Raw genomic sequence first — 23,896 nt, forward strand, 5'->3', positions numbered from 1 at the left:
GGCGGCTCAGCCCGCAGGCGGGATCGCGGGCTGTCCGGTCAGGGCACCCGCCCAGATGCCGGGGTTCTCCACCATGGCGTGGGAGAAGCCGTCTGGGCAGCTCACGACGGCGGTATGGCCCACCGAGGTGAAGCCGGGTCCACTCTGGACGCGACCGCCGAGTTCGACGGCGCGTTGCACCGACTGCACGATGTCCGGGCTGGCGAGGTAGCAGATCCAGCCGACGGCGTGATCGGTAGCGGCGGTGCGGCGTCCCGCGACGGCACGGCCGTCGACCTGGTACACGGCGTTGGCCTGATCGTCGCCGGGGTCGGCGTCCCAGCCCGCGTTTGCGGCCCAGTAGGCGTCGGATCGGGCGGGGTCGGCGGTGACCAGCTCGGCCCAGCAGGGTTCGCCTTCTCGCGGCTCGGGCGCCCACGGTCCGTGGGTGACGCGACCGGTGTCCAGGATGGCGTGCAGGCCGCTTCCGTCGTCGGTAAGGGTCCGCGGTCCTCGGCGTTGGCCGCCGCCGAAGACGATATGCCAGCCTGCTCTCTCCCCCGGTCTCGGTCTGCGGACGTGTGCGGTGCGGCGTTCGCCGACCCAGCAGCTGAAGCGGTCGTTGGCTTGGGCGAGCACGACCCAACCGTGCAGGTCGGCGTGGAACTCCACGGATCTCGCGGGATCGGGGGTGAGCAGTTCGAGGCGACGAACACCCCGTACGGCGGTGGGATTCACGCGGACGTTCTCCTGCGGCATGTCGGGCACGGTCGCCTACCAGCGACGGACCGGTAGATTCTGACAGAGGCGAAGTTCATTCATGTTTGCTTAGTGGGGCAATACTCCGTTCGGCCTCGCCAATAGGTCCGTCAGGGGGGCAGGCCTGCCCAGGTGGAATCCCTGGGCGATCTCCACGCCCAGCTTCATCAACGCCTCGACCTGCGAGGGCCGCTCCACCCATTCGGCGACAGTGGACAACCCCAGCCCGTTGGCGATCTCCATCATCCCGGTGATCAGCACGGCATCGGTCCGACCCTGATCGATGCCCCGAACGAACTCCCCGTCGATCTTGAGCCCGGTCACCGGGAGATGCTTGAGATGCACGAACGATCCGAACCCCGAACCGAAGTCGTCCAGAGTGATCCGGCAACCCGCATCCCGCAGCCGCCGGGACAGATCCCGGGCCGCGTCGAGGTTGGTCATCGCCGCCGTCTCGGTGATCTCGATGCCAAACCTGCCCTGCGCGATGTCGGCTGCGGCCAACCGGTCGAGGACGAAATCACAGAAGTCCTCGTCGTCGAGCGTGCGGGCGGAGACGTTGACGTCCAAACGCAGACCGGGTCCGCGGTGCGTGGCCAGTGCGTCGATGGCCTGCCCCAACACCCATCGATCGATCTCCAGCACCAAGTCCGTGCGCTCGGCGTCCGGCAGGAAATCCGCCGGTCCGATGTAGGGCAGGACGTGGTCCTCCAACCGCAGCAGCAGCTCGTAACCGAGGGTCCGGCCGGTGCGCATGTTGACCATGGGCATCGCGTGCAACGCCAGATGCCCCTTGCTCAACGCCGTCCGCAGCCGTTCCAACACATCGACGCGCTTCGCGGTGTCGGCATAGTGCGCGGGATCGTAGACGGTGACCCGGTTACGGCCCGCCGCCTTCGACGCGTAGAGAGCGAGGTCGGCATTGGCCAGGACGGCCTCCCAGCCGTGCCCCGAACCGAAGGGCGCGACGCCGGTGCTGATGGTGATCCTGATCGTGGCGCCTGCGACGTCTATCGGCACCTCGGCGATGGCCTCGGCCAGACGTTGCGCGAGAACCCTGGCCTGCGCGGCATCGACCTCGGGCATGATCACGGCGAACTCGTCGCCGCCGAGTCTGCCGAGGAACTGCTGGCCCTCCATGTGATCGCGCAGTGTCGCGGCGAGGGTGCACATGACCTGGTCGCCGATCTTGTGTCCACGCAGGTCGTTGACGTCCTTGAAGTTGTCCAAGTCGATCAACAGCAGCGAACCCGTGGTGCTCACCGCGAGCTGGCTCTCCAGCTCCCTGGTCAACGAACGACGATTGGGCAACCCGGTGAGCGGGTCCTCCTCCGCCATCTTGCGCAGTTCGACGTGCACCTGGTGGGCCTGGGTGATGTCGTGCGCACTGCCGACCAGCCGCACCGGAACACCCTGCCGATCGTGGAAGACCTCGCCGAAGCACTCGAAGATCCGATCGGGCGCGTCGGGGTCGGCGTTGAGCGCCCGATGGATGTAGGTGAACGGCTCACCGGTGCGCAGTGCCCGGCTGAGCGTGTGCTTGACCAGCGGCAGGTCCTCCGGGTGGACCAGACCCAGGAACGCCGAGTAGTCAAGCTCGGCATCGGCGGGGTGCCCGGACATCTCTCGCATGCCCTCGGACCACACGACTCGGTCCTCCCCGACGAACCACTCCCAGTTGCCGACCTGCCCCACGATCGGCGAACGGCGGGTGGACTCGTCGGTCCTGATCAGTTCCTGTTCGCGCCACCGCGTGACGTCCATCGCCCGATACAGCAACCGATCGCCGCCCGGCATCCCCAGACAGACGACCTCGATCCATCGTGGTGGCGTGTTCTCCCCCGCGAGCCTGCTCAACCACGGCAGGCCATCGGCGGTCTCGGCGATACCGGGAAGCAACGCGGGCAACGAAACACCGATGCCCTGTTCTTCGGTGACACCGAGGAGACGGGCGAGCGCGGCGTTCAGCCACTCCAGGCGCCCTCGGGCGTCCGCCACACCGAATCCGACGTCCGCGTTCTGCAACACAGCGTGCTGCACGGCCTCGTCGTCCGTCACCCGTTCCTCCCTGGTGCCCACCCTGCTGGAGCAATCGTGGCGTTCGAATGGTGCCGTGGGCAAGCCGCCGTCTGTCCCTCAATCGTCAGCGCAGCCGTTCCAACCGGCGGGCCGTGTCGACGAGCCCGGTGGCCAGCCGGTGCATCTCCTCGGTACCGAGGTCGTCCTCGATACCGGTGAGGACATCCTCCGCAGCGCAACGAAGTTGGAACAAACGATCTTGCAGATCGGTGATCTCCGTGGCGGACAACACGACCGCGTCCTCGGGCAGCCCGCCGCGCTGCACCATGCTGCGACGTTCATAGGCACGTTGTCTACATGCCTGTCCGCAATATCGGCGGGGTCGGCCGGTCCGGCCCGAGGCGGAGAGACGAGCGCCACACCACGTGCAGTGCCGGGGTTCGCGACGAACGATCGGGGGCAGGGAGTCTGCAAGATGCTCCACGGCGACACACGCTAGCGGCCCGTACACCGGGTGCAGCGATGCCACGCCGCACTTGCACACTGGGCCGGTGCCTCGACAAGTACCTCGCCCGCATCCCTATCTCGACGGGCCGTATCCGCGAGCGTTCGCCCACCGCGGGTGGCATCTGGATGAATTGGCGGGCCTGGAGAACTCCGGCGCAGCCTTCACCCGAGCCTGGGCCGAGGGTTTCCGATACCTGGAGACCGATGTGCGGGCCACCGCCGACGGTGTGGTGGTCGTCCACCACGACGAGACGCTGGACCGCACCACCGATGCTCTCGGGCCGGTGGCCCGGTTGCCGTGGTCGACGGTACGGCGGGCCCGGATCGGCGGCCGGGAGCCGGTGTCGCGCCTGGAGGACGTGTTGGAGGCGTCCCCGGCCGCGCGGTTCAACATCGACGTGAAGTCCTCGGATGCCATCGCGCCGGTGATCCGGGTCTTGGAACGGATGTCGGTGTGGGACCGGGTGTGCCTGGCCTCGTTCGACGAGAAACGCCTACAGACGCTGCGGCGAACCTGTGGCCCCCGCCTGATGACCTCGGTGGCCGAGCACTCCGCACGACTGCTGTGGGCGGGGGCCCGGGTGGGTCGTCTCGGTGACCTGCTCCCGGTCGCCGGGCGGCTGGCCCAGCTGCCGCAGCATCGCGGTTCGCTGACGGTGGTCGACCGGGCCCTGGTGCGGGCGGCACATCGTCGAGGGATCGAGGTGCACGTGTGGACCGTGGACGAGCGGGACCGGATGCGCACGCTGCTGGATCTGGGTGTCGACGGGTTGGTCACCGATCGACCGGATCTGCTGCGGGCCGAGTTGCGGGCGCGCGGGGTCTGGCCCGACGGGGCTTGAGGGGTCCCAAGGTGAACGGCCGGCAACGCTGAGGACATGTGTTCGACGCGAGTGGATGTCGGCTGCATCGTTCCCGGGTCCGGCAGTGGATCAGCCGAGTACAGTCCCGCCACCTGGGCCAATCAGCCTCGCCCGGGCGAGAGGAACTGGGGCCATGGTTTCCAACGTGTCAGGCGCTGCGACCAGCGAGGAGAAACGCCGCGAACAGCGCGGCTGGGTGTGGTACGACTGGGCGAACTCGGTGTTTCCGACCTCGGTCATCACCGTGTTCCTGTCGCTGTATCTGACGGAGGTCGCGGAGTCGGCGGCACGCGCGGACGGACAGTCGTGCGCGGACGGGTCCGCCTTGGTGGACTGCGACATCAGTCTGTGGGGGTTGTCGTTCCCGGCGGGTTCGCTGTGGGGTTATCTGCTGTCCGTGGCGACCGTGGTGCAGGTGTTGGTGCTGCCGATCACGGGTGCGATCGCCGACCGGACGCAGAACAAGCGTGTGATGCTGGCGGGTTTCGCGTTCGTCGGTTCGGCGGCGACCTCTGCGTTGGCGTTGTTGGCGGGGACGAACTGGGAACTCGGCGTCGGGCTGTTCATCCTGGCCAATATCTGTTTCGGCGGGTCGGTCGTCGTCTACTACTCGTTCCTCCCGGAGATCGCCGACGCCGACGAGCGGGACGGGGTGTCCTCGCGCGGTTGGGCGTTCGGTTATCTGGGTGGTGGTCTGGCCCTGGCGTTGCATCTGGCGCTGTATCTCAACCACGAGGCGTTGGGCCTGACAGAGTCCGAAGCGGTTCGGTGGTGTTTCTTCACCGCGGGTCTGTGGTGGGCGGTGTTCACGTTGATCCCGTTGGCTCGGCTGCGAGGTCACCAGGCACCGCAGGGCACCGAGCGGGGTGTGGCGGTGTTCCGGGCGGGTTTCCGACAGTTGGGGCAGACACTGCGGGAGGCGAAGTCCTATCCCCTGACGCTGGGGTTCCTGGCCGCGTACCTGATCTACAACGACGGGATCGTGACGGTGACCAACGTCGCCGGGCAGTACGGCGAGCGCGAGCTGGGTCTGGACCGGACGGTGTTGATCACCACGATTCTGATCGTGCAGTTCATCGCCTTCGTGGGCGCGGTGGTGCACGGCCGAGCGGCGCGGCGGTTCGGCGCGAAGCGGACGATCATGGTCAGCCTGGTGTTATGGGTGGTGGTCGTGGGCGCGGCGTTCTTCGTCGAGGCGGGCCAGGAGTTCCAGTTCTACGGACTGGCGGTGGGCATCGGCCTGGTTCTCGGCGGGACCAACGCCCTGTCGCGGTCGTTGTTCTCCCAACTGGTGCCGCCGGGTCGCGAGGCCGAGTACTTCTCGGTGTACGAGGTCGGTGAGCGGGCGACGTCGTGGCTGGGGCCGATGGTCTTCGCGGTGGCCGGGCAGATGACGGGTTCCTATCGGTTGGCGATCGTGTCGCTGGTGGTGTTCTTCGTGGTCGGGCTGATCGCGGTGTCCTTCGTCCCGGTGCGTCGGGCTATCGAGGCTGCGGGGAATCGCCCCCCGAAGGTGGTGTGATCTCGGCGGCCGGGCGGCGAGCGTGCGTCGGGACTGATCGGCGCACACCGTAAGGTCTGCGGCCGTGGATAGTGCAGTGTTGGCCGATGACCCGACCGATGCCCTCTCCTCGCTGCCTCGACGCGCCGGGCGTCGAGCGGCGGGGCAGGTGAGGTTCTTCTACGGACCGATGGACTGTGGGAAGTCGACGCTGGCGTTGCAGATCGATCACAACCACGCGCGGCAGGGCCGGGAGGGAATGCTGCTGGTCCGCCATGATCGGTCGGGGCATCCCAAGATCTCCAGCCGTATCGGGATCACCCGGGGTGCGGTGGAGGTCCATGAGGATCTGGACATCCGTGAGCTGGTCCGGGGGCGTTGGTCGGCGAGCAGACCGGTGGACTATCTGATCGTGGACGAGGCGCAGTTCCTGACCGAGGCGCAGGTGGATCAGCTCAGCGAGCTGGCGGACGACGTGCAGGTGGACGTGTACTGCTTCGGGATCGCCACCGACTTCCAGAGCAGGCTCTTCCCGGGGTCCCGCCGGTTGTTCGAGCTGGCCGATCTGATCCAGGCGGTGCAGGTCGAGGTGCTGTGTTGGTGTGGCTCGGCGGGCCGGTTCAATGCCAGGGTCGTCGATGGGCGGGTAATCCGTGCCGGTGACACGGTGCTGGTGGCCGACACCGCGCGGGATGATGGACAGCGTGAGGGGGCTGCCGCTGTGGACGCGGCGACAGTCGACGAGAAAACTACCGTGCGTTACCAAGTGTTGTGTCGCCGTCATTTCAGGTCAGGTGATCTCGGTCCGATCGCGGCTGGGCAGGGGCAACTCAGCCTGGCTTGATAACCTCCGCCTTGGCACGGTCACCCATTCGCGTGATCGTGCTCGTTACTGGGCGGAAAACGCGTCACGAACCACACTTGTTTGCATCCCTATGGAGGAAGTCTTCGTTGACGCGTGAAACACGTCACCGTGGGCGACCGACTAGGCCAAACCGGGAACGACCGCGACCTGTGCGTCGTTGCACTCGGTGAGCACGTACCCCGGGGTCGATCCAGACCCTGGACCGAGCGAAAGGACACCGTTATGGCCGACCGCGTTCTGCGTGGCAGCCGGCTCGGAGCCGTCAGCTACGAGACCGACCGCAATCACGACCTCGCACCGCGCCGGACGGTGCGCTACGCCTGCCCCAAGGGCCACGATTTCGAGGTTCCGTTCTCCGACGACGCCGAGGTCCCCTCGGTCTGGGAATGTCGGCTGCACGGCAACGAGTCGAAGATGCTCGACGGCAACGAGCCGGAACCCAAGAAGGTCAAGCCGGCTCGTACGCACTGGGACATGCTGCTGGAGCGCCGGACGATCCCCGAGCTGGAGGAACTGCTGTCCGAGCGGCTGGAAGAGCTGCGCGGCAGGCGCACCTCTCGGTCCGCCTGAGTCGCGGACCGCACGATGCGGCGATATGGGCCGCCTGAACTGCTGGTTCAGGCGGCCCTCTTCGTGTCGGTCCTGGCGAGGTCACCCCGGTGGTAGCGACACACCGGGGGACGCTGCCGCAGCGGCGACCGCGGTAGCGGACATCCGCCGCGCTACTGGGTGCGCTTGCCTGCCAGTAGGGCCTGCAGCTGCCTGCCCCGCCGTCGCAGCCCCCACTTGGTCACGCGGAGCAGTGCCTCCCGCACGATGTTGCTGCTCATCTTCGACTCGCCGTGGACCCGCTCGGTGAAGGTGATGGGCACCTCCGCGACGGTGAAGCCCGCCTCGATCGCCCGCCACGCCAGGTCGATCTGGAAGCAGTAGCCCTGCGAGGCGACGTTGTTGAGCCGGATCTTCTCCAGGACCTGTCTGCGAAACGCCCGGTAACCGCCGGTGATGTCCTTCACCCGGGCGCCCAGCGCGATCTTCGAGTACAGGTTGCCGGTTCGGGAGATCCATTCGCGTCGCTTGGACCAGTTCACGGTGCGTCCCCCGGGCACATACCGGGAGCCCAGCACGAGATCGGCGCCATCGGCGTCGTCTCCCAGCGCCGCCAACAGCCTCGGCAGTTCCTCCGGGGCGTGCGAGCCGTCGGCGTCCATCTCCACCACGACGCCGTAATCACGCTCCAGGGCCCAGTTGAAGCCGGCGACGTACGCCGCGCCCAGACCTGCCTTCTCCGTGCGGTGCAGGACGTGGACGCGCGGGTCCTCCGCGGCCATCTCGTCGGCCAGCTTGCCGGTGCCGTCGGGGCTGCCGTCGTCGACGACCAGCACCTCGGCGGTCGGCAACGCCGCGTGCAGACGCGTCACGATCGGGCCGATGTTGTCCCGCTCGTTGTAGGTGGGAATCACCACCAGCACCTTGTCGAGGTCGGGCACCTGCCGCTCGTCCTCGGCCGCCTGCTCCGCCATGTGTCTCCTCCTCGTCGACGCCGCTGATCGCCGCGCCGAGCGTCTATGCCCGTTGGTTCGCCGCTCCCCGACGATCCACGTGCTCCGGTGCTCGTGTCGCCGACGTCGACTCAGGATTTCTGGATCTCACCCTGAGTAACGGGCTCGCGGTCGTGTCGGCGACGTCGAACGCCGGCGATCACGACCCAGCCCGCCGCCACCAGTCCCAGCGCGGACAGCATCCACTCCGGGCCGGAGCCGAGTCGGGTGGCCAGAGTAGTCGTCGACCGCAACGGGATCTCTTCGACCAGTGCATCGGCGGTGAACAACTCCGACGAGGAGATGATGTCGCCCGCTGGGGAGACCACGGCGCTGATCCCGCTGGTCGCCGCGACGAGGACCGCGCGACCGTGCTCCACCGCCCGCAGCTGGGAGATCGCCAACTGCTGTTCGGACATCGGGGTGAGCCCGAACGCGGCGTTGTTGCTCGGCACCGACAGCACGGTGGCCCCCGCGCGCACGGTGTCGTTCACGCGGTGATCGAAGGCGACCTCCCAGCATGTGACGACGCCGACGCGGGCGTCACCCATTGCGAACACTCCCGGTGTATCTCCGGGCTGGTATTCGCGGTCGGGAATGCTGATGGAGGGGTTCACCACGCTCATCACCGCGCTGACCAGGCCCCGCAGTGGCATCCGCTCGCCGAAGGGCTGGATCTCGCGTTTGCGGTAGGTGTCGACCGGGCCCTCGCCCGCCTCCCAGTGCACGACGGTGTTGTGGATGTCGCCCTGCGCGGGGGTCTCCAGGGTTCCGACCATGGTCGGCGCGTCGATCGCCCGCACGGCCGATTCGATCACCGCTGCGGCGTCGGCGTTGCGGAACGGGTCGATGTCCGAGGCGTTCTCCGGCCAGATCACGATGTCGGGTTGCGCCACGTCGCCCGCAGCCACCTCGTCGGCCAGCTCCCGGGTCTGTGCCGCATGGTTGTCCAGCACGGCGCGGCGCTGGGCGTTGAACTCCAGACCGAGCTGCGGAACGTTGCCCTGGATGACCGCAGCCGTGACGGTGCCCTCCTCCGCGTCGCTGCCGACCGTCGGCAGTACCACCAGCGCCACCAGCACCGGGACGAGAATCAGGGCCGCGGGTTGAAGCCAGGACCGAGGCGTCGCCGTGTCCGTGGCCGGGTTCCGACGGCCGGTCAGAACCCGGCGGGCCAGCTCGGCGAGCCCGAATCCGCACAGCGCGACCGCGAACCCGACCAGGGCCACGCCGCCGATTGAGGCCAGCGACAGGAACAGCCCGTCGGCCTGTCCGAACCCGACGCTGCCCAACGGGAACCCACCGAAGGGGATCGCCCCGCGTACCGTCTCGGCGGCCACCCAACCGCCTGCCGCCCACAGCGGCGCCAAGGGCAGTCGGGACACCAGGGCGATCAAGATGGCCGCCACACCGAAGAACAACGCTTCCAGTGCCGCCAGGATGATCCACGGCACGGCGCCGACGTATTCGTTGGTCCAGGTCAGCAGAGGCAGGAAGAACGCCATGCCCGCGACGAAGCCCAACCCGAAGGCCCCGCGCGCGCGACGGCGGTGAACGGCCGACGCGAAGAGGGCCAGGGCGATCGGCGCCAACCACCACCACGAGAACGGCGCGAACGTCAGCGACAGCAGCCCGCCCGATGCGAGCGCCGCCAAGACCCGCAGCAGCGTGTGCCGCCGATTCGGGGTTGCCTGTTGATCGGGGCCCGCCGGGCCGCTCGGCGAGGCCGCGATGATGGCTGAAGACACACCGGTAACCCTACGGAATCACTCCGGGTCCCCTGCTTCACCCCAGCGTGGAGACGCCCCGGTCGGGCAAGCCTTGGTCCCGGCGTTCCCCGTCCCGCTCTGCCCCGTTCGGTTGGACGGCGACTCCCCTGTCTCCGGTCGGTCGATCGCTGATCGCGGCGGCTACCGGTCGTCTCCGTGTACGTGCAGGGCTGCCACGGCGCGTCGGTATTCGGCGAACCGATGTCGGGCTTGGCGCCTGCGGGTGCGATGTCGAAGCCAGTCGACGAGGAGGACGGCGATCACCATCAGCGAGAACAACACCAACCAGGCGATCAACAGTGCACCCAACAACGACCAGAGCATCGACGGACACCTCTCTGTGACCAGACATCACTGTTCGTGATGACAGGTGACCGTAGATCCACTGCGGGCCGTGAGCGAGTCGACATCGATCAGCACCACCCGATCAGTGCGCGGTCGGGCATCGACCGGCGGGCCGGATGCCCCGCCGTCCTCGATGATGTGGGCCATGGGCACTCGTTCCGACGCTCGCCGGACAGGGGGGCTGGGTCCGGCGCCGGACCCCGAGCCGTACCGGGTGACCTCGGAGTTCTACGACCTGCTGCACCGGCGCGGGTATCGACGCTGGGCGCGCCGCGAGCTGGCCGGACTGGCCGGACAGGCCCGACATGGGGTGGTGGAGATCGGCGCGGGCACCGGCGTGGTCACCGAGGTGCTCGCCGAGGCGGCGGCGGTGCCGGTGCACGCGGTGGAGCCGTCACGTCCGATGCGCGCGGTGTTGCTGTCCCGGTGGGCGGCGTCGCCACCGATGCGCCGCCGGGTCCGGGTGTGGCCGACACCGTTCGAGCAGCTGCGGCTCGGGGCTTCTGCGGATCTCGTGGTGTGCGTGAACCTGGTGAACTCGTTGTCTCCGGCGGATCGCGACCGGTTGTGGGCGGCGGCACGAGACATGCTGCGCCCGGGTGGTGTCGTGGTGCTGGATCGGCAGGGGCCCGCTCCCACTAGGCCCCGGGTCTTGTCCACGGTCTCCGTGGGAGAGGTGTGTTACGCGGTGTCGGTGTCGGTGGCGCCGCTTCCGGATTCCACCCGACAGCGGTGGACCTTCCGCTACACGGTGTCCGAGGCGCGGGAGACGGTGCGGGAGGAGGTCGAATCGTTCGATCTGTGGCCGGTCGAGGAGTCCGACGTGGGCACGGGGTTGGCTGAGGCAGGGTTCTCCGCGCAGCCCGGATCGGCGGGTTTGCTGGTATTCCGGCGTTGAGCTCGGGTTTCGGCCGGGGATAGCCCGTCGGGTACGGCAAGGCCCGGTGTCGGTGTGATGCCGTGGGCGGTTCCGGTGATCGCGCTGAGGCGCTCGCCCACCGTTCGCAGGTGCTCCACGACCTCGGGGGAGGCTGTGACCGTGGCCTTCTGATCGAGTCCGATGAGCGCGACGAGGTCTTGGGCGATCGTGTCCAGGGAGTCGGCGCTCAGCCGCACCAGGCAGTGGGTCTCCGACAGCGGTGTGACCCGGTGGGCAATCGCGGTGGGCAGCCGCGTGTGGATGTCGGATGCCTGCGCGGCCACTGTCACCTGCGCTGTGTGCCGGTAGCCGGTGGAGGTGATTGCGCGAGCCAGGTATTCGGCGGCATCGTCGGTGGGAAGTGTGCGAATCGGTGCCTTCCTGCCGCTGGGCCGTGGATCGGTGAGGCGGTCGACGCGGAAGGTTCGCCAGGCCTGACGGTCGGTGTCGAATCCGAGTAGGTACCACAATCCGTGTGAGCTGATCAGCCGGTGCGGTTCGACGCGCCGCAAGCCGGTGCTGCCGTCACGGCGCCGATAGTCGAAGGACAGTATCTCCTGGTCGCGGCAGGTGTCGGCCAGTACGCCCAGTGTCGCGGTGTCGATGGTGGGATGGCGGCGGCCCACGGGGACGACCGTGGTGGCGAGAGCGGCGACCCGGGGTCTGAGCCGGGCGGGCAGCACTCGATCCAGTTTGGCCAATGCGCGCGCCGAGACCTCCTCGAAGCCGGGTATCCCATCGGTGGCTGTGCGCAGTCCGACGGCCACGGCGACGGCCTCGTCGTCGTCCAACAGCAGCGGCGGCAGGTGGCGACCCGCGATGAGCCGATAGCCGCCGGCCGTACCCGAGACGGCGCCGACCGGATAGTCGAGGTCGCGCAGGCGTTCGATGTCGCGACGCACCGTCCGGTCGGTGACCCCGAGATGCTCGGCGAGGACGGGTCCGGTCCAGGTTCTGCCAGTGAGTAACAGCGACAGCAGGCGCAGCATTCGAGCGGTCGGGTTCCTTCGCACTCAGCCGATTCTGCGCCCGGTCACGGACATTCGGTGTCCGCGACCGCTTCTACCTTTCGGGCGAACACCGGATCAGTGATCTCACATCCGGTGGCTGGCCAGCGTCTTACTTCATGCGCCAGGAGAACGGCGGCAGCCCGCCACCTCAGGGAGGAAATCGTGTCCAGTCTCAGACGATCGCGAGTCCAGGAGTACGCCGCCCAATCCGATCAGGGCCTCGCCGGCGTGGTGCGCGGTTCGGTATCGGTGGCCGGCGGCCCCGGCTACGACGTGGCGCGCACCGGGTTCCAACGCGGATATGCGCACCGGCCGTCGGTGGTCGTCGGCGCCGTGGGCGCCGCCGACGTCCGTGCCGCCGTCGACCATGCGGCGGCGCACGGTCTCGCGGTGTCCATCCAGGCCACCGGGCACGGACTGTCCGTGCCGAGCGAGGGAGGCGTGCTGATCGACACGGCCCGCTTCGACGGCGTAGAGGTCAACGTCGGTCGGCGGCGGGCCAGGATCGAGGCAGGCGCGCGATGGAAGGACGTCATCGAGATCACGGCAGCCCATGGCCTGGCGCCGCTGTCCGGTAGCAGCCCGACGGTCGGCGCTGTCGGGTACACCCTGGGTGGTGGGCTGGGGTTGCTCTCCCGCGCCCACGGTTGGGCCGCCGACCGGGTCGAGGCCGTTGAGGTCGTCCTGGCCGATGGGCGGCTTCGGCGGGTCACGGCCGATGCCGAGCCAGATCTGTTCTGGGCCGTGCGGGGTGGCCGGGACGGCTTCGGTGTCGTCACGGCGATCGAGATCGAGCTGTTCGCGGTGCCCAAGGTTTTCGGTGGTGCCCTGGTCTTCGAGGGCGACCGTGCGCTCGAGGTCCTGCACGCCTATCGGCGTTGGACCGACACGGTGCCCGAGGAGATGTCGTCCTCGGCGACGATCCTGTCGTTCCCGAGGCTGCCCAGCATTCCCGAGCCGCAACGCGGCGAGCGCATCGTCCAACTCCAGATCACCTATGCCGGTGATCCCACCGAAGGTGCGCGACTGGTCGCGCCACTGCGGAAGATCGGCGGGCTGCGGGAGGACACGCTGCACGACATGTCGTTCGCCGACTCCCACGTGATCCACTCCGATCCGACCGATCCGCACGCCTATCAGGGCGAGGGTGTCCTCGTTCGAGGTCTCGACGACGACGTGCTGGGCAGGGTGTTCGAGCTGTGCGGGCCGCAGGCGGCGGCGATGTCGGTGCTGACGGTCAAGCACCTCGGTGGGGCGCTGGCCCGTCCTGCCGAGGTGCCCAATGCGGTGGGCCATCGCGAGGCCGCCTTCCTGGTCACGTTGATCAATCCGGTGACGTCCGCGCCGGTTTCCACGGACGGCGAAGTTCGCGCGGATGCCGCCTCCGGTGTCTCGGCGAGCACTATGGGAACCGGATTCCACGCGGTCGACTCCGACATCGCCGATATCCGGCTGCTGCACGGCGAGTTCGCGACGGTGCTGCGACCCGTCACGCTCGGGCGGAGTATGAACTTCTTATTCGGCGAACGCACCGCCGCCGCGCGGACGTCGACGCACTGCCCTGCGGTCGCCCGACGGCTCGACGAGTTACGCGCCCACTACGACCCGACCGGGATGTTCGTCCGCTGACCATCTGCGATGGGACGGTGCCGATGACATCAGCTGGTAGAAGGCAGTGTGCGGGTGCACCAGCACCACCGTCGGTGGGTGTGTCGGGGGCGATCCCGGCGCCGGGCGGTGTCGGTGGGTGTCGCATTCGGCGGCGTCGCGCGTCTGTCCAGAAGGGGCGGTGCGCGCGTAGCGCGGCTACGTGGGGCGAGTGTCGCCAGTGTGCAGGGCCCCGGTTCGGCGTGGGGTGCGAACCGGGGCCGTGCGGAGGCGAGAGGAGGTCGGTCTGCTAGTCGAAGCTGCCGTACTGCGGTCGCCCGGCAGGCTGGTACACGTTCGCGGTGATACCGCTGGCGGTCGTCGACGACTCGACGAGCCGCAGCGCGGTGGGGGTGCGACCTGGTTCCAGGAGCCTGCGGCCCGCCCCCAGCACCACGGGGAAGGTCAGTAGGCGCAGTTCGTCGACAAGGCCGTCGTCCAAGAGTGCCTGTACGAGAGTCGGGCTGCCGTGGACCTGCAGTTCCCCGGTTTCCCCGACCTCGACCTTCAGGCGGCGAACCGCGTCGGTGAGGTCGCCGCCGACCACCGTGGAGTGCTGCCACTGCGGGTCGGTCAGCGTGCGGGAGACCACATGTTTGGGCAGGGCGTTGAGCGGGCCCGCGATCGGGTCGTCGGGGTCGGTGACCTGCGGCCAGTAGGCGGCGAAGATGTCGTAGGTCTTGCGTCCCAGCAGGAACGCTCGTGACTGGGCGAACCAGTTCGACACCAGGCGCCCCATGTCCTCGTCGGCGTAGGGCACGGTCCACCCTCCTTGGTCGAAACCGCCGCTGGTGTCCTCCTCGGGACCGCCCGGGCCTTGGACTACGCCGTCGAGTGACAGGAATGTGGTCACCGTCAGTCTTGCCATGGGGGTGCATCCCTTTCTGCTGTTCGCCCGGTTCGATGGGCGAACCGGGTCGAGTCTGCTCTTCTCCTTACCCGTCGAACGACACACCGCCGGATCGACACGGCGTGGCAATCGGTTTCAGGCGGCTTCGTCGACACCTCCGGGGGATGGCGGGTCGCGGTGAGGTGGAGCAGAGAAGCACGAGTCCCGTCGGTCTCCAGCGATGAAGCCGAGTTCCATGTTTCATCCGGTTTCGACGACAACGGCGGTCCGGCGGATAGATCGTTTCTCCGGCTCGGGTCGGGAAACTACGGTCGTGCTGATCATCCGCGGGGATGAAGGAGACTCATGTACGGCCTGACCTCGTACTACTGGGATACCGATTCGCTCAAACCCAGGGAGCGTCGGGCGGTACGGGTGCTGGATCAGACCCGGGATCACGCCGAGGTGGCGGGCGCGGTGGGCAAGTTGCTCGGCAGCCCCCGCCATCAGGCACAGGGCATCGCGATGGATCAGTACCACTAGTGCGTCGCCCAGATGCGGTGGGGAGTGATCAATCCGCTGGAGGACTTCGAGGAGGAACTGCGTTCGCGGGCGTTGGCGATGATCGAGGTGGTTCTCGCCGCACAGGACCGGGGCGAAGGCCAGCCCGATGGAATGTTCGGCAGCCCGTTGGGAATCCTGTTCCACCTCGCGAGACCCGAGGATGCCGAGCTGCTCCACCGAGTCCTGGATTCGTGGATCCCCCGGCTCTCCGAAGATCCGTTCGGTGGCCTCTTCTTCGAAGTGGTCGGCGCGATCAAGACCTGCCTGAACCGGACCCCGAGCGACCGGCGGTGCCGCGCATTCGGTGCCCGATTCGCCGAGGTCTTCACCGACGACGACCTACCCGGGCACATCCGGGCGACGGCGATCCGACCCTTCCTCGACCACGGCGATGGTGCCCCGACATCAGGGCGGACCGAAGCCTTGGTCGGTCTACTCCGACACGAGGACCTCACATTGGCCGGCACCGCGGCCCTGACGTTGTTCCTCCGAGGAACCCACGGCGCCCTGGTCCGCGAGATCGCAGCGAGCTGGCCCACTATCCGAAGCAGATCGTCTGGGAGTGTCAGCTGACTCGCGAGTACATCGACGACGCCGACCTACGCACCGAACTCCGCCACACCCTCACCACCGCGCACGCCTCGACGGCGCCGATCGGCCAAGCCCTGCTGAACCACATCACAGAACTCGGCAGGCTCGGCGATCAGACCGATCTCGACCTGGCCCTCTCCCTGGCAGCCGGCCAATGCACCAGCGAGGCGATCGAAGCCGTGGGTGCCGCAGTGCAACGCCTCGCACGCAACACCGGTTCGGACGAGCGAGAACACCAGCTCGAACAGCGGCTCGGCGCCATGGTGCACCACAGTGATCCGCGATGAGAGCCTCCCCCACGACGCCAGGTCGGCCGCGTTCCGCCCGCTGCGCAACACCGGCACCGCGCTCGGCCAGGACCGGACGATGCTGGAGCTCCTCCACGGCACGGACCCCTGGTTGGCGGCCGCAGCCGCCCGAACGCTGATCGACGGGCAACACGACGCACTCGTACGCGCCGCAGTGGCGACCTGGCCTGCCGACGCACCTGATCCGGCCGAGGCGGTCCGGTCGCTGCTCGCTCTCGACGACTGACCGTCCGACGTGCCGAACCGAGACCATGCAGGCGAGCGGGGACCGGACGCCCTCCGGGGCACACCCCGTGCCGCGTTCGACACCGACACATCACCGCGGCTCGACCACCAACCGGCGCCGCAGCTCACCGGGGAACCTCCACATAGTCGACCTCCCCCACCGTCAGCTGTGCCTCGCCCCCGGTGATCGAGGTGATCCACTCCTGAAAATCGGCCACCGCAGGCGCATCGACGGCGACGTCGAACCGGGCCCTATCGGTATAGGCGGTGTCGCGCACCGCATATCCCGAGGCACGCAGTTCGTGTTCGATGCGCCCGGCCCGGGGGAAGTCCACCGCCACGTTCACCAGCCGAGCGGGCCGCAGCTCGACGACACCGAGCAGGTCCGCGGTCTCGGCGACCGCCTGGCCGTAAGCGCGGATCAACCCTCCCGCGCCCAGCTGCACTCCGCCGAACCATCGGGTCACCACGGCGACCACGTCGCTGAGCTCCCGACGACGCAGCACCTCCAACATGGGCACCCCCGCGGTGCCTGCGGGCTCCCCGTCGTCGCTGGACTTCTGCTTGTCCGATGCCGCACCGAGCACGTAGGCGGTGCAGTTGTGGGTGGCGTTCCAATGTTCCTTGCGGCGGGCGGCGATGACCGCGCGAGCCGCGTCCTCGTCGTCGACCCTGCGCAACAGGCAGCGGAACCGAGAGCGGCGGATCTCGATCTCGTGCTCACCGCTCCGGGCGATCGTCCGGTATCCCGTGAGCATGTCCCACCCGTTCCCTCGTGATCTGCAACGACATCCGAGGCGATCCTGCCGGAACCCGCCGCCGGAACCGACACCCGGTGGTGCCGGCCCCGGTGCCCGGCGCCCCACCAGAGTGTCGCCACCAGTACCGCCGCTGTTGGTGGCGACGGCGGTGCGTACACCATCGGTCGACCTTCACACGCCGTCGGGGCGCGCGATCTCCTCGAGCCTGCCCTCGGACAGCCGCAGCCACCGGGTGACTCCGATCTCGGCGAGGAACCGTTCGTCATGGCTGACCACGACGAACGCGCCCTGGTAGGCGACCAAGGCGCTCTCCAGCCTGGCCACGCTCACCAGGTCCAGGTTGTTCGTCGGCTCGTCCAACAGCAACAACTGCGGTGCCGGTTCGGCGAACAACACGCAGCACAGGGTGGCGCGCAACCGTTCACCACCGGAGAGTGCCCCGACCGCCAAGTGCACGCGATCGCCACGGAAGAGGAACCGGGCCAGCAGATTCAACCGCTGTGCGTCCGACATCCCGGGTGCGGCGGCTGCCAGGTTCTCGACCACGCTGCGTTCGGGATCCAACAGGTCCAGTCGTTGCGACAGGTACGCCACCCGGCCTTCGGCGCGGTTGATCGCGGGCCCGGAGGATGCCAGGTCGCCGTGGATCATCCGCAGCAGCGTCGACTTGCCCACGCCGTTGGCGCCGGTGAGGGCGATGCGCTCGGGTCCACGGATCGTCAGGTCGAGGCCCTGTTCCGCGAACATCTGCCGCCCCGCGAAGTCGGTCTGCAGTCCGTCACCGGAGAACACGGTGCGCCCGGCGGGAACCTGGGTCTGGGGCAGTTCCAACGCCAGCTGCGGTTCCTCACGCAGGGCCCGGCCCGCTTCGTCCAGCCGCGCCTTGGCCTCCCCGACCCGCGCGGCGTGGGTCTCGTTCGCGCGACCGGCCGATTCCTGTGCGCCGCGTTTCATCGCCCCGGCCACGATCCTGGGCAGTCCGGCGCTCTTCAGATTCCGCGCCGCATTACTGGCTCGGCGTGCGGAGCGCTCCCTGGCCTGCTGCATCTCCCGTTTCTCCCGCTTGACCTCCTGCTCGGCGTTGCGCACGTTCTTCTCCGCCACCTCGCGGGCCGCGCGGACGGCCGCCTCGTACTCCGTGTGGTTACCGCCGAAGACACGCAGTTCGTGCCGGTCCAGCTCCGCGATGCGATCCATCCGATCCAGCAATGCCCGATCGTGACTGACCAACAGCAGACAACCGGTCCAGTCCGCCAGGACGTCGTAGAGCCGTCGGCGGGCAGCCACATCGAGATTGTTGGTGGGTTCGTCCAACAGCAGCACGTCCGGTTCCTTGAGCAGTTGCGCCACCAAGCCGAGGGAGACGATCTGGCCTCCGCTGAGGGTCGCCAATCGTTGGTCGAACGACAACGGTCCGAGGCCGACCCGGTCGAGCTGGGCGCGAGTGCGTTCCTCGATGTCCCAGTCGTTGCCGATCGTGGTGAAGTGCTCCTCGTCGGCGTCGCCTGCCTCGATGGCCGCCAACGCCTGGATCATCGGCGCGATACCGAGCACCTCGGCCACGGTCGGCTCCCCGACCAACGGCAGGTTCTGCGGCAGATATCCGAGGACTCCGTTGACCGCCACGGTCCCCGCCGTCGGCCGATACTCCCCGGCGATCAACTTCAGCAAGGTGGTCTTACCCGCCCCGTTGGGCGCGACCAGACCGGTGCGCCCAGCGCCGACGGTGAACGACAGATCGTCCAGGACCGGGGTGTCGTCGGGCCAGGAGAAGGACAGGTTCGAGCAGGTGATGAATGCATCGGACATCGCAGTGGCGCCCTCGGGGAAAGCGGGCGCGTCGACGCGCCCGGTGCGAGTGAGGTTCGGTTCGAATGACGACGACACGACTGTGGGCGGCAACGCTCGCGCGCCTGCCACACCGTCATGCAGCTCCGGTATCACCCGGAGATGTCGTCGTCACTCACCACAGTCGAACTCCCTCGGTTCCGCTCACGCGCCGCCACCCTAACAGCACCCTCAGCTGGGTTCATCCCATTTACCGGCCCTTGGCGGGCCGAACCTCACCGCACACCGCAGGTGTCACAGCCTCGGGCTCTCAGACAGGAGGAACGCGGACATCACGATGACCGGACGAGAAAATCCGTGGCCTCTCAGAGGCGTGATCGGGCACGCTCGGAGCATGACGCGCAGCTTCGACGAACTGATCTCGGAGGCGGCGACAGCCGATGTCACGGGCTGGGGCTTCGCCTGGCTCACCGGCCGGGCCACCGAGCAACGCGCACCCTGGGGATACACCCGGTTGGTCGCCGAGCGCGCCGTCGGGGCCACCGCACTCCTGGATGTGGAGACCGGCGGCGGTGAGGTACTCGCGGGCATTCCCGGGCTGCCTGCACGTACCGTCGCCACCGAGTACTGGCCACCCAATCTCGCCGTCGCCCGTCGCACACTCCACCCGTTGGGCGTCGAGGTCGTCGACGGCGATCCGCAGCAGCTGCCCTTCGAGGATGAGACCTTCGACCTGGTGATCAGCCGCCATCCCGTGGCACTGCCCTGGGGGGAGGCAGCGCGAGTGCTACGGCCGGGCGGCACCCTGCTTTCGCAGGGCATCGGCTCGGACAGCATGCTCGAACTGGCCGAGGCCGTCGCCGGGCCCCGCCCACCGAGCACCACGTCGCGTGCGGAGGGCAACGCGGAGGCGGCGCGAGCAGCCGGGCTCACTGTCACCGACCTGCGAACGGCGGCCCTTCGCGCCGAGTTCTTCGACATCGGCGCGGTGGTCTACTTCCTGCGCAAGGTGGTCTGGACGGTGCCGGATTTCTCCATCGAGACCCACCGGGCCCCGCTCGCCGAACTCCACCAGCGCATCCGCACCGAAGGTTCCTTCGTCGCCCATGCACAGCGGTTCCTGATCGAGGCGCACAAGCCCGTGTGACCCGCCCCCACGGTTCGTCCTGCCCCGCCGGGCCACCTTGTCGTGCCGCCTGCCCGGTGGGTGGGCGACACGGTCGGTCGGTGCCGGGTCAGGCCACCGAACCCGCTTCGGCTCCGAAGCGGCCCGCGAACACGACGGCGGCCATGCGCGCTCCCTCCGACCAGGCGACCGGGCCGACCTCGCTGCACCGCAGTCGGGTGCCCTCGGGCAACTCCCAGAACAGTTCGCCGGTGCAGGCGGGCAGGTCGGGCGAGCCCGCGCCGATCCAGTACTTGGCCTCGATCAGCCTGCCGCGCTCGAAGATCGGACACACGACGTATCCATCGCGGACCGTCAGTCCCTCGGTGTGGCAGCGCTCCAGGGCATCGCCCAACTCGACGAAGTGCCCATCGGCGTAGTCGGTCAGCGAGGTCGCCGTCGCCGACATCACGATCGGTCGGGCCTCGGTCTGCCGGAACAGCTGCGAGACGGGTTGCTCGATCTCCAGGACCACGGCCAACTCCTGGAAACTCTCCAGATCGGACAGCAACACGGGGTGCGCGATCGCCAACCGTTCGGGGGTGAGGGTCTGCACGGTCCCGGCGGCGTCCACCACGAGGACCGCGCCGTCGGCATCGATGTCGCGCAGCAATCCGGCAGACCGGGTGATCAGCGCACCTCGTTCGTCCACGGGGACCACGACGAGCGCGGACAACGCGTCCCGCCAGGTCTCGTCCTCGAACAGTCGGACCAGCGTCGTCACCGGAATCGGCAGGGAACGCACCATCCACCGCCGCACGGTCTCCCGGCATTCCCGCCGGAACCGGGCCTTCGGGTCACTCGGCGCGGCGGGCGGTACGACGGCGGGCAGTGCCGCACCGTCGGAGGCGACCAACACCAGATGTCCTCGGTCGGCTCGTCGTGTTGTTCGACGCCGGTTCCGCCGTCGGGCGACCCCCGTGATCGCAGTCCGCTGTTCGTCCCTCGTCATGTCTGTCGCCCCCATCTGAAGATCGTTGATCAAGTCGACGCGGACTGTATGGCAGTGCGCCGACAAGACCGCCGGCGCCCATCTGATCACGCACCGGAATCGGCTGTCATCGTACGGTGGTCGCCGGGTGCGGCGGGCGAGGTTTCGCGGCCGCATCGACCGGCCGCAGCACGCCGTCGAGGCGCGGGGGCGACGCCGGCGGGGAAGCCCGGTAGGTCTGTTCGAGCACGACTACGTGCGCGCGCCCACCACGAACGACCAGGGGTTTCGGTTGGCGTGTGGTGGGCGCGTGCGCGGCCTGTGGCGCGGAGTCGACTCGCGACGGTGGTGGTCGTGGCTATGGCGGGCTCGGCGAAGATTTTTTTATCAACTTTCATTGACGCTGAAGTGATCGAGCGGGCGGTGATCACTTCAGCGGCTCACGTACACCCGACGGGTGATCCCGGATCACCCGTCGGGGACGACGATCAGCGAACCGCTCGATGACGACAACGACCCGTAGTGCTCTGCGAGCAGCTCAACCCCTGGTGTCCTCCGCTGCCCGCGCCGTCGGAGTGGTCTGACCGAACACCCAGGGATTGGCCTCGCACTGGGCGAGGAACTCGCCGGGGAAACCCACCTCGAACCTCGCGGCCGCCGACAGCCGACGCACCGCCTCGGCAGACAGAACCAGTCCCGCCGCCCCGAGATTCTCGGTGAGCTGCTCGACGTTACGAGCACCCACGATCGGATGCACCCCGGCGAACCGCGACCGCGTCCACGCGAGCGCGACCTGCGCCGCACCGACGCCCAACTCCTCGGCCACCGCCAGCACCTCCCGGGCCACGGTGTGATCGACCTCGGTCAACGACTCGGCATCGACCCGAGTCGCGACAGCGGCGTCGCCGACAGAACGACGGCCACCACTGAACTTCCCGGACAGCACCCCACCCGCCAACGGCCCCCACGCGGCCACGCTCAGACCAAGGGCCTCGGCCATCGGCAACAGCTCTCGCTCGGCATCCCGCCGCAGCAGGTTGTACGGCAGCTGCACCGCCGCGAACGCCGTCCAATCCCGCCACTGCGCAAGGGTGTTCGCCCGACTGATCAACCACGCGGGCGCGTCCGAGATCCCGACGTAGAGGATCTTGCCCGCCCGCACGGCATCATCCAAAGCGCGCATCGTCTCCTCGATCGGCGTATGCCGATCCCACAGATGCACCCAGTACAGATCGAGATAGTCGGTACGCAGTCGCCGAAGGCTCTGTTCCAAGGACGACACCAGGTTCTTGCGGTGATTGCCCGCGGCATTCGGATCGGTCTGATCACGCGAGATCGTGTATTTGCTCGACAACACGAAACGATCTCGACGACCCGCCAACAACTCCCCCAGTATCTGCTCGCTCTGGCCATAGGCGGAGGCGGTGTCGATCACATTGCCGCCAGCCTCCGCATAGGCGTCCAGCATCGCCCGATACTCGCCGATCGCATCCCCCTCGTTCTCGTAGAAGGACATCGCACCGAAGAACAACTCGGACACCCGCAGCCCACTGCGGCCCAACAAACGATGACGCACAGACGTTCCCCTCCTACCCCGCGCCGCCGATCAGCCCCGACCCGCCGGAGTCACCGTGCGGGCCGCGAGATCGAAGGAGTCGCCGTCCAGTCCCCAGGACAACACCCGCCTCGGACGGATCACCATCCACGCCTCGTCGAACGGGAACGGCGCCGCCAACGCCAACCCCTTCGCAGGCCCGTCCCCCCACCTCGGCTCCGCCCGCCCACGAACCTCGATTCCCCTCGGCGCCCACGGATCCACCGACGCGAGATCATCGACGAGGAACGACACATCGGGATTGCCCACCACATCACGGAACTTCTTACTGCCCGCCATCCCGCTGCCCGCCACCCCACCGATCACCAGAACGTCGTCCTCGGCGTCGAACAGCACCCCGACCGGTCGCACCGAGGGACGCCCATCCCCACCAACCGTGGCGAACCGCCCCAACGGCTGACTTCTGAGATACGCGATCTCGTTGCTGGTGAATACGCTCATGACACCGACCCTTCTCGATCGGCCACCCCGTAACCAGACCGCGCCGAGACCAGCCCCACCAGGGACACGATCGACGAAACCCGCCCTACGACACTGCCTAGGATCGACCGGTGGGCGAAAACGAGATGGGTGCCTTCCTCCGGGCACGACGAGAAGCAGTCACCCCGGCCGCCGTGGGCCTACCCGACGGAACACGACGCCGCACCCCCGGCCTCCGACGCGGCGAACTCGCCACGATCGCAGGAATCAGCGTCGAATACCTCACCCGACTCGAACAGGGCCGCGACCGTCGCCCCTCCACCGAGATCCTGGCCGCCCTCGCCGACGCCCTGCACCTCACCTCCGACGAACGCATCCACCTGTACCGCCTCACCAAGACCGTCACCGGCAACGTCTGCCACGGCGGCGCCCCACCCAGCCGACCCCGAACCACCGTCCTGGCCCTACTGGCCCGGATGGACCCGAGTCCGGCCGTGATCATGAACCCGCCCGGTGACCTACTCGCCCACAACACCGCATACCGGCGCCTCACCGAACCGACCGGACTCCTGGACGACGAGACACCCAACCTCGCCCGCTTCGTCTTCACCGACCCCCGCGCACCCGAGGTGTTCCCCGAATGGGACCGCATCGCCGACGAACGCGCCGCAGACCTCTGGGCCGCCGCCTCACTCGGCGACGTGCCCTCGGCACGCCTGGCCGAGGAACTCTCCATCGCCGCGGGGACGAGCTTCAGCGACCGCTTCCGATCACCGGCCGCGCTCCCCGCCCGCACCGGAACACACCAGTGGGCCCACCCCACCGCAGGCACCCTGACCCTGCCCTACGAAACCCTGGAGATCCCCGACTCCGACGAACAACGCCTCCTGGTCTACCTCCCCGCCGACGAGAACACCGCCGCACTGGACCAGCTCACCCAGCCCTAGCTGCCCACCAGACAACCACCGAACGGCA

The 23,896-nt window shown here is 68.3% G+C and carries 25 protein-coding genes and 1 pseudogene; 11 read left to right on the forward strand and 15 right to left on the reverse strand.

Annotated features, from left to right (window positions below):
* Positions 1 to 6: 6 nt before the first annotated feature.
* From BKA25_RS13300 to BKA25_RS13310, 3 genes are all read right to left on the reverse strand, one after another.
* The gene (locus BKA25_RS13300) at positions 7 to 738 is read right to left on the reverse strand and encodes a VOC family protein (RefSeq protein ID WP_069849430.1); all 732 of its coding nucleotides are present in this window, start codon (positions 736 to 738) and stop codon (positions 7 to 9) included.
* Between the two features lie 69 nt (positions 739 to 807).
* Entirely contained in the window at positions 808 to 2,796 is a 1,989-nt protein-coding gene (locus BKA25_RS13305) for a putative bifunctional diguanylate cyclase/phosphodiesterase (RefSeq protein ID WP_236750836.1), read from the reverse strand.
* Between the two features lie 85 nt (positions 2,797 to 2,881).
* Entirely contained in the window at positions 2,882 to 3,241 is a 360-nt protein-coding gene (locus BKA25_RS13310; RefSeq protein ID WP_084643668.1) for a hypothetical protein, read from the reverse strand.
* Positions 3,242 to 3,308: 67 nt separating this feature from the next.
* On the opposite strand from BKA25_RS13310, the gene BKA25_RS13315 reads away from it, so the two are divergent.
* From BKA25_RS13315 to BKA25_RS13330, 4 genes are all read left to right on the forward strand, one after another.
* Positions 3,309 to 4,106 carry a glycerophosphodiester phosphodiesterase family protein gene (locus tag BKA25_RS13315; RefSeq protein ID WP_069849426.1) on the forward strand — a complete coding sequence of 266 codons (798 nt, stop codon included), beginning with the start codon at positions 3,309 to 3,311 and terminating at the stop codon, positions 4,104 to 4,106.
* A gap of 154 nt (positions 4,107 to 4,260) precedes the next feature.
* Entirely contained in the window at positions 4,261 to 5,649 is a 1,389-nt protein-coding gene (locus tag BKA25_RS13320; RefSeq protein ID WP_069849425.1) for an MFS transporter, read from the forward strand.
* Between the two features lie 64 nt (positions 5,650 to 5,713).
* Entirely contained in the window at positions 5,714 to 6,472 is a 759-nt protein-coding gene (locus tag BKA25_RS13325; protein ID WP_069849423.1) for a thymidine kinase, read from the forward strand.
* A gap of 243 nt (positions 6,473 to 6,715) precedes the next feature.
* Complete coding sequence (locus BKA25_RS13330; protein WP_069849421.1) at positions 6,716 to 7,063, forward strand: RNA polymerase-binding protein RbpA; 348 nt, start codon at positions 6,716 to 6,718, stop codon at positions 7,061 to 7,063.
* Between the two features lie 152 nt (positions 7,064 to 7,215).
* Here the strand turns inward: BKA25_RS13330 and BKA25_RS13335 are convergent, their stop codons facing one another.
* The 4 genes from BKA25_RS13335 to BKA25_RS13350 form a co-directional block, all read right to left on the reverse strand.
* Entirely contained in the window at positions 7,216 to 8,016 is an 801-nt protein-coding gene (locus BKA25_RS13335) for a polyprenol monophosphomannose synthase (protein ID WP_069849419.1), read from the reverse strand.
* Positions 8,017 to 8,126: 110 nt separating this feature from the next.
* Entirely contained in the window at positions 8,127 to 9,782 is a 1,656-nt protein-coding gene (gene lnt / locus BKA25_RS13340) for an apolipoprotein N-acyltransferase (RefSeq protein WP_069849417.1), read from the reverse strand.
* Between the two features lie 162 nt (positions 9,783 to 9,944).
* Positions 9,945 to 10,127 carry a hypothetical protein gene (locus tag BKA25_RS13345; protein ID WP_069849415.1) on the reverse strand — a complete coding sequence of 61 codons (183 nt, stop codon included), beginning with the start codon at positions 10,125 to 10,127 and terminating at the stop codon, positions 9,945 to 9,947.
* Between the two features lie 27 nt (positions 10,128 to 10,154).
* The gene (locus BKA25_RS13350) at positions 10,155 to 10,295 is read right to left on the reverse strand and encodes a hypothetical protein (protein ID WP_184285090.1); all 141 of its coding nucleotides are present in this window, start codon (positions 10,293 to 10,295) and stop codon (positions 10,155 to 10,157) included.
* On the opposite strand from BKA25_RS13350, the gene BKA25_RS27850 reads away from it, so the two are divergent.
* Complete coding sequence (locus tag BKA25_RS27850; protein WP_084642994.1) at positions 10,294 to 11,046, forward strand: class I SAM-dependent methyltransferase; 753 nt, start codon at positions 10,294 to 10,296, stop codon at positions 11,044 to 11,046. The genes BKA25_RS13350 and BKA25_RS27850 overlap by 2 nt on opposite strands.
* Positions 11,047 to 11,471: 425 nt before the next feature.
* Here the strand turns inward: BKA25_RS27850 and BKA25_RS28735 are convergent.
* Positions 11,472 to 12,056, reverse strand: a pseudogene (locus BKA25_RS28735) (helix-turn-helix transcriptional regulator); the annotation flags it as partial.
* 183 nt (positions 12,057 to 12,239) lie between these two features.
* Here BKA25_RS28735 and BKA25_RS13360 point away from each other — a divergent pair.
* On the forward strand, positions 12,240 to 13,706 hold the full coding sequence (locus BKA25_RS13360; RefSeq protein WP_216637831.1) for an FAD-binding oxidoreductase: 1,467 nt from the start codon (positions 12,240 to 12,242) through the stop codon (positions 13,704 to 13,706).
* A gap of 268 nt (positions 13,707 to 13,974) precedes the next feature.
* Here the strand turns inward: BKA25_RS13360 and BKA25_RS13365 are convergent, their stop codons facing one another.
* Entirely contained in the window at positions 13,975 to 14,592 is a 618-nt protein-coding gene (locus BKA25_RS13365) for a dihydrofolate reductase family protein (RefSeq protein WP_069849409.1), read from the reverse strand.
* Between the two features lie 327 nt (positions 14,593 to 14,919).
* Here BKA25_RS13365 and BKA25_RS13370 point away from each other — a divergent pair, with 327 nt between their 5' ends.
* Complete coding sequence (locus tag BKA25_RS13370; protein WP_157421069.1) at positions 14,920 to 15,096, forward strand: hypothetical protein; 177 nt, start codon at positions 14,920 to 14,922, stop codon at positions 15,094 to 15,096.
* A gap of 12 nt (positions 15,097 to 15,108) precedes the next feature.
* Positions 15,109 to 15,690 carry a hypothetical protein gene (locus BKA25_RS13375; RefSeq protein ID WP_157421068.1) on the forward strand — a complete coding sequence of 194 codons (582 nt, stop codon included), beginning with the start codon at positions 15,109 to 15,111 and terminating at the stop codon, positions 15,688 to 15,690.
* A 26-nt stretch (positions 15,691 to 15,716) separates the two neighbouring features.
* Here the strand turns inward: BKA25_RS13375 and BKA25_RS13380 are convergent, their stop codons facing one another.
* Entirely contained in the window at positions 15,717 to 15,977 is a 261-nt protein-coding gene (locus BKA25_RS13380) for a hypothetical protein (protein WP_157421067.1), read from the reverse strand.
* A gap of 4 nt (positions 15,978 to 15,981) precedes the next feature.
* On the opposite strand from BKA25_RS13380, the gene BKA25_RS13385 reads away from it, so the two are divergent.
* Positions 15,982 to 16,242 carry a hypothetical protein gene (locus BKA25_RS13385; RefSeq protein ID WP_069849403.1) on the forward strand — a complete coding sequence of 87 codons (261 nt, stop codon included), beginning with the start codon at positions 15,982 to 15,984 and terminating at the stop codon, positions 16,240 to 16,242.
* Between the two features lie 124 nt (positions 16,243 to 16,366).
* On the opposite strand, the gene BKA25_RS13390 is transcribed toward BKA25_RS13385, so the two are convergent.
* Both BKA25_RS13390 and abc-f read right to left on the reverse strand, forming a co-directional pair.
* Positions 16,367 to 16,999 carry a YigZ family protein gene (locus tag BKA25_RS13390; protein WP_069849401.1) on the reverse strand — a complete coding sequence of 211 codons (633 nt, stop codon included), beginning with the start codon at positions 16,997 to 16,999 and terminating at the stop codon, positions 16,367 to 16,369.
* Positions 17,000 to 17,173: 174 nt separating this feature from the next.
* On the reverse strand, positions 17,174 to 18,811 hold the full coding sequence (gene abc-f / locus BKA25_RS13395; RefSeq protein ID WP_069853679.1) for a ribosomal protection-like ABC-F family protein: 1,638 nt from the start codon (positions 18,809 to 18,811) through the stop codon (positions 17,174 to 17,176).
* A gap of 373 nt (positions 18,812 to 19,184) precedes the next feature.
* On the opposite strand from abc-f, the gene BKA25_RS13400 reads away from it, so the two are divergent.
* The gene (locus BKA25_RS13400) at positions 19,185 to 19,937 is read left to right on the forward strand and encodes a class I SAM-dependent methyltransferase (protein WP_069849398.1); all 753 of its coding nucleotides are present in this window, start codon (positions 19,185 to 19,187) and stop codon (positions 19,935 to 19,937) included.
* An 88-nt stretch (positions 19,938 to 20,025) separates the two neighbouring features.
* Here BKA25_RS13400 and BKA25_RS13405 read toward each other — a convergent pair whose 3' ends face one another.
* The 3 genes from BKA25_RS13405 to BKA25_RS13415 form a co-directional block, all read right to left on the reverse strand.
* On the reverse strand, positions 20,026 to 20,814 hold the full coding sequence (locus BKA25_RS13405; protein WP_069849396.1) for a DUF4132 domain-containing protein: 789 nt from the start codon (positions 20,812 to 20,814) through the stop codon (positions 20,026 to 20,028).
* A gap of 610 nt (positions 20,815 to 21,424) precedes the next feature.
* The gene (locus BKA25_RS13410) at positions 21,425 to 22,462 is read right to left on the reverse strand and encodes an aldo/keto reductase (RefSeq protein WP_069849395.1); all 1,038 of its coding nucleotides are present in this window, start codon (positions 22,460 to 22,462) and stop codon (positions 21,425 to 21,427) included.
* 30 nt (positions 22,463 to 22,492) lie between these two features.
* Positions 22,493 to 22,942 carry a PPOX class F420-dependent oxidoreductase gene (locus BKA25_RS13415; RefSeq protein WP_069849393.1) on the reverse strand — a complete coding sequence of 150 codons (450 nt, stop codon included), beginning with the start codon at positions 22,940 to 22,942 and terminating at the stop codon, positions 22,493 to 22,495.
* A gap of 110 nt (positions 22,943 to 23,052) precedes the next feature.
* Here BKA25_RS13415 and BKA25_RS13420 point away from each other — a divergent pair, with 110 nt between their 5' ends.
* The gene (locus tag BKA25_RS13420) at positions 23,053 to 23,868 is read left to right on the forward strand and encodes a helix-turn-helix transcriptional regulator (protein WP_069849391.1); all 816 of its coding nucleotides are present in this window, start codon (positions 23,053 to 23,055) and stop codon (positions 23,866 to 23,868) included.
* Positions 23,869 to 23,896 lie beyond the last annotated feature (28 nt).

It is taken from the genome of Actinoalloteichus hymeniacidonis, from assembly GCF_014203365.1.
Taxonomy (GTDB): domain Bacteria; phylum Actinomycetota; class Actinomycetes; order Mycobacteriales; family Pseudonocardiaceae; genus Actinoalloteichus_A; species Actinoalloteichus_A hymeniacidonis.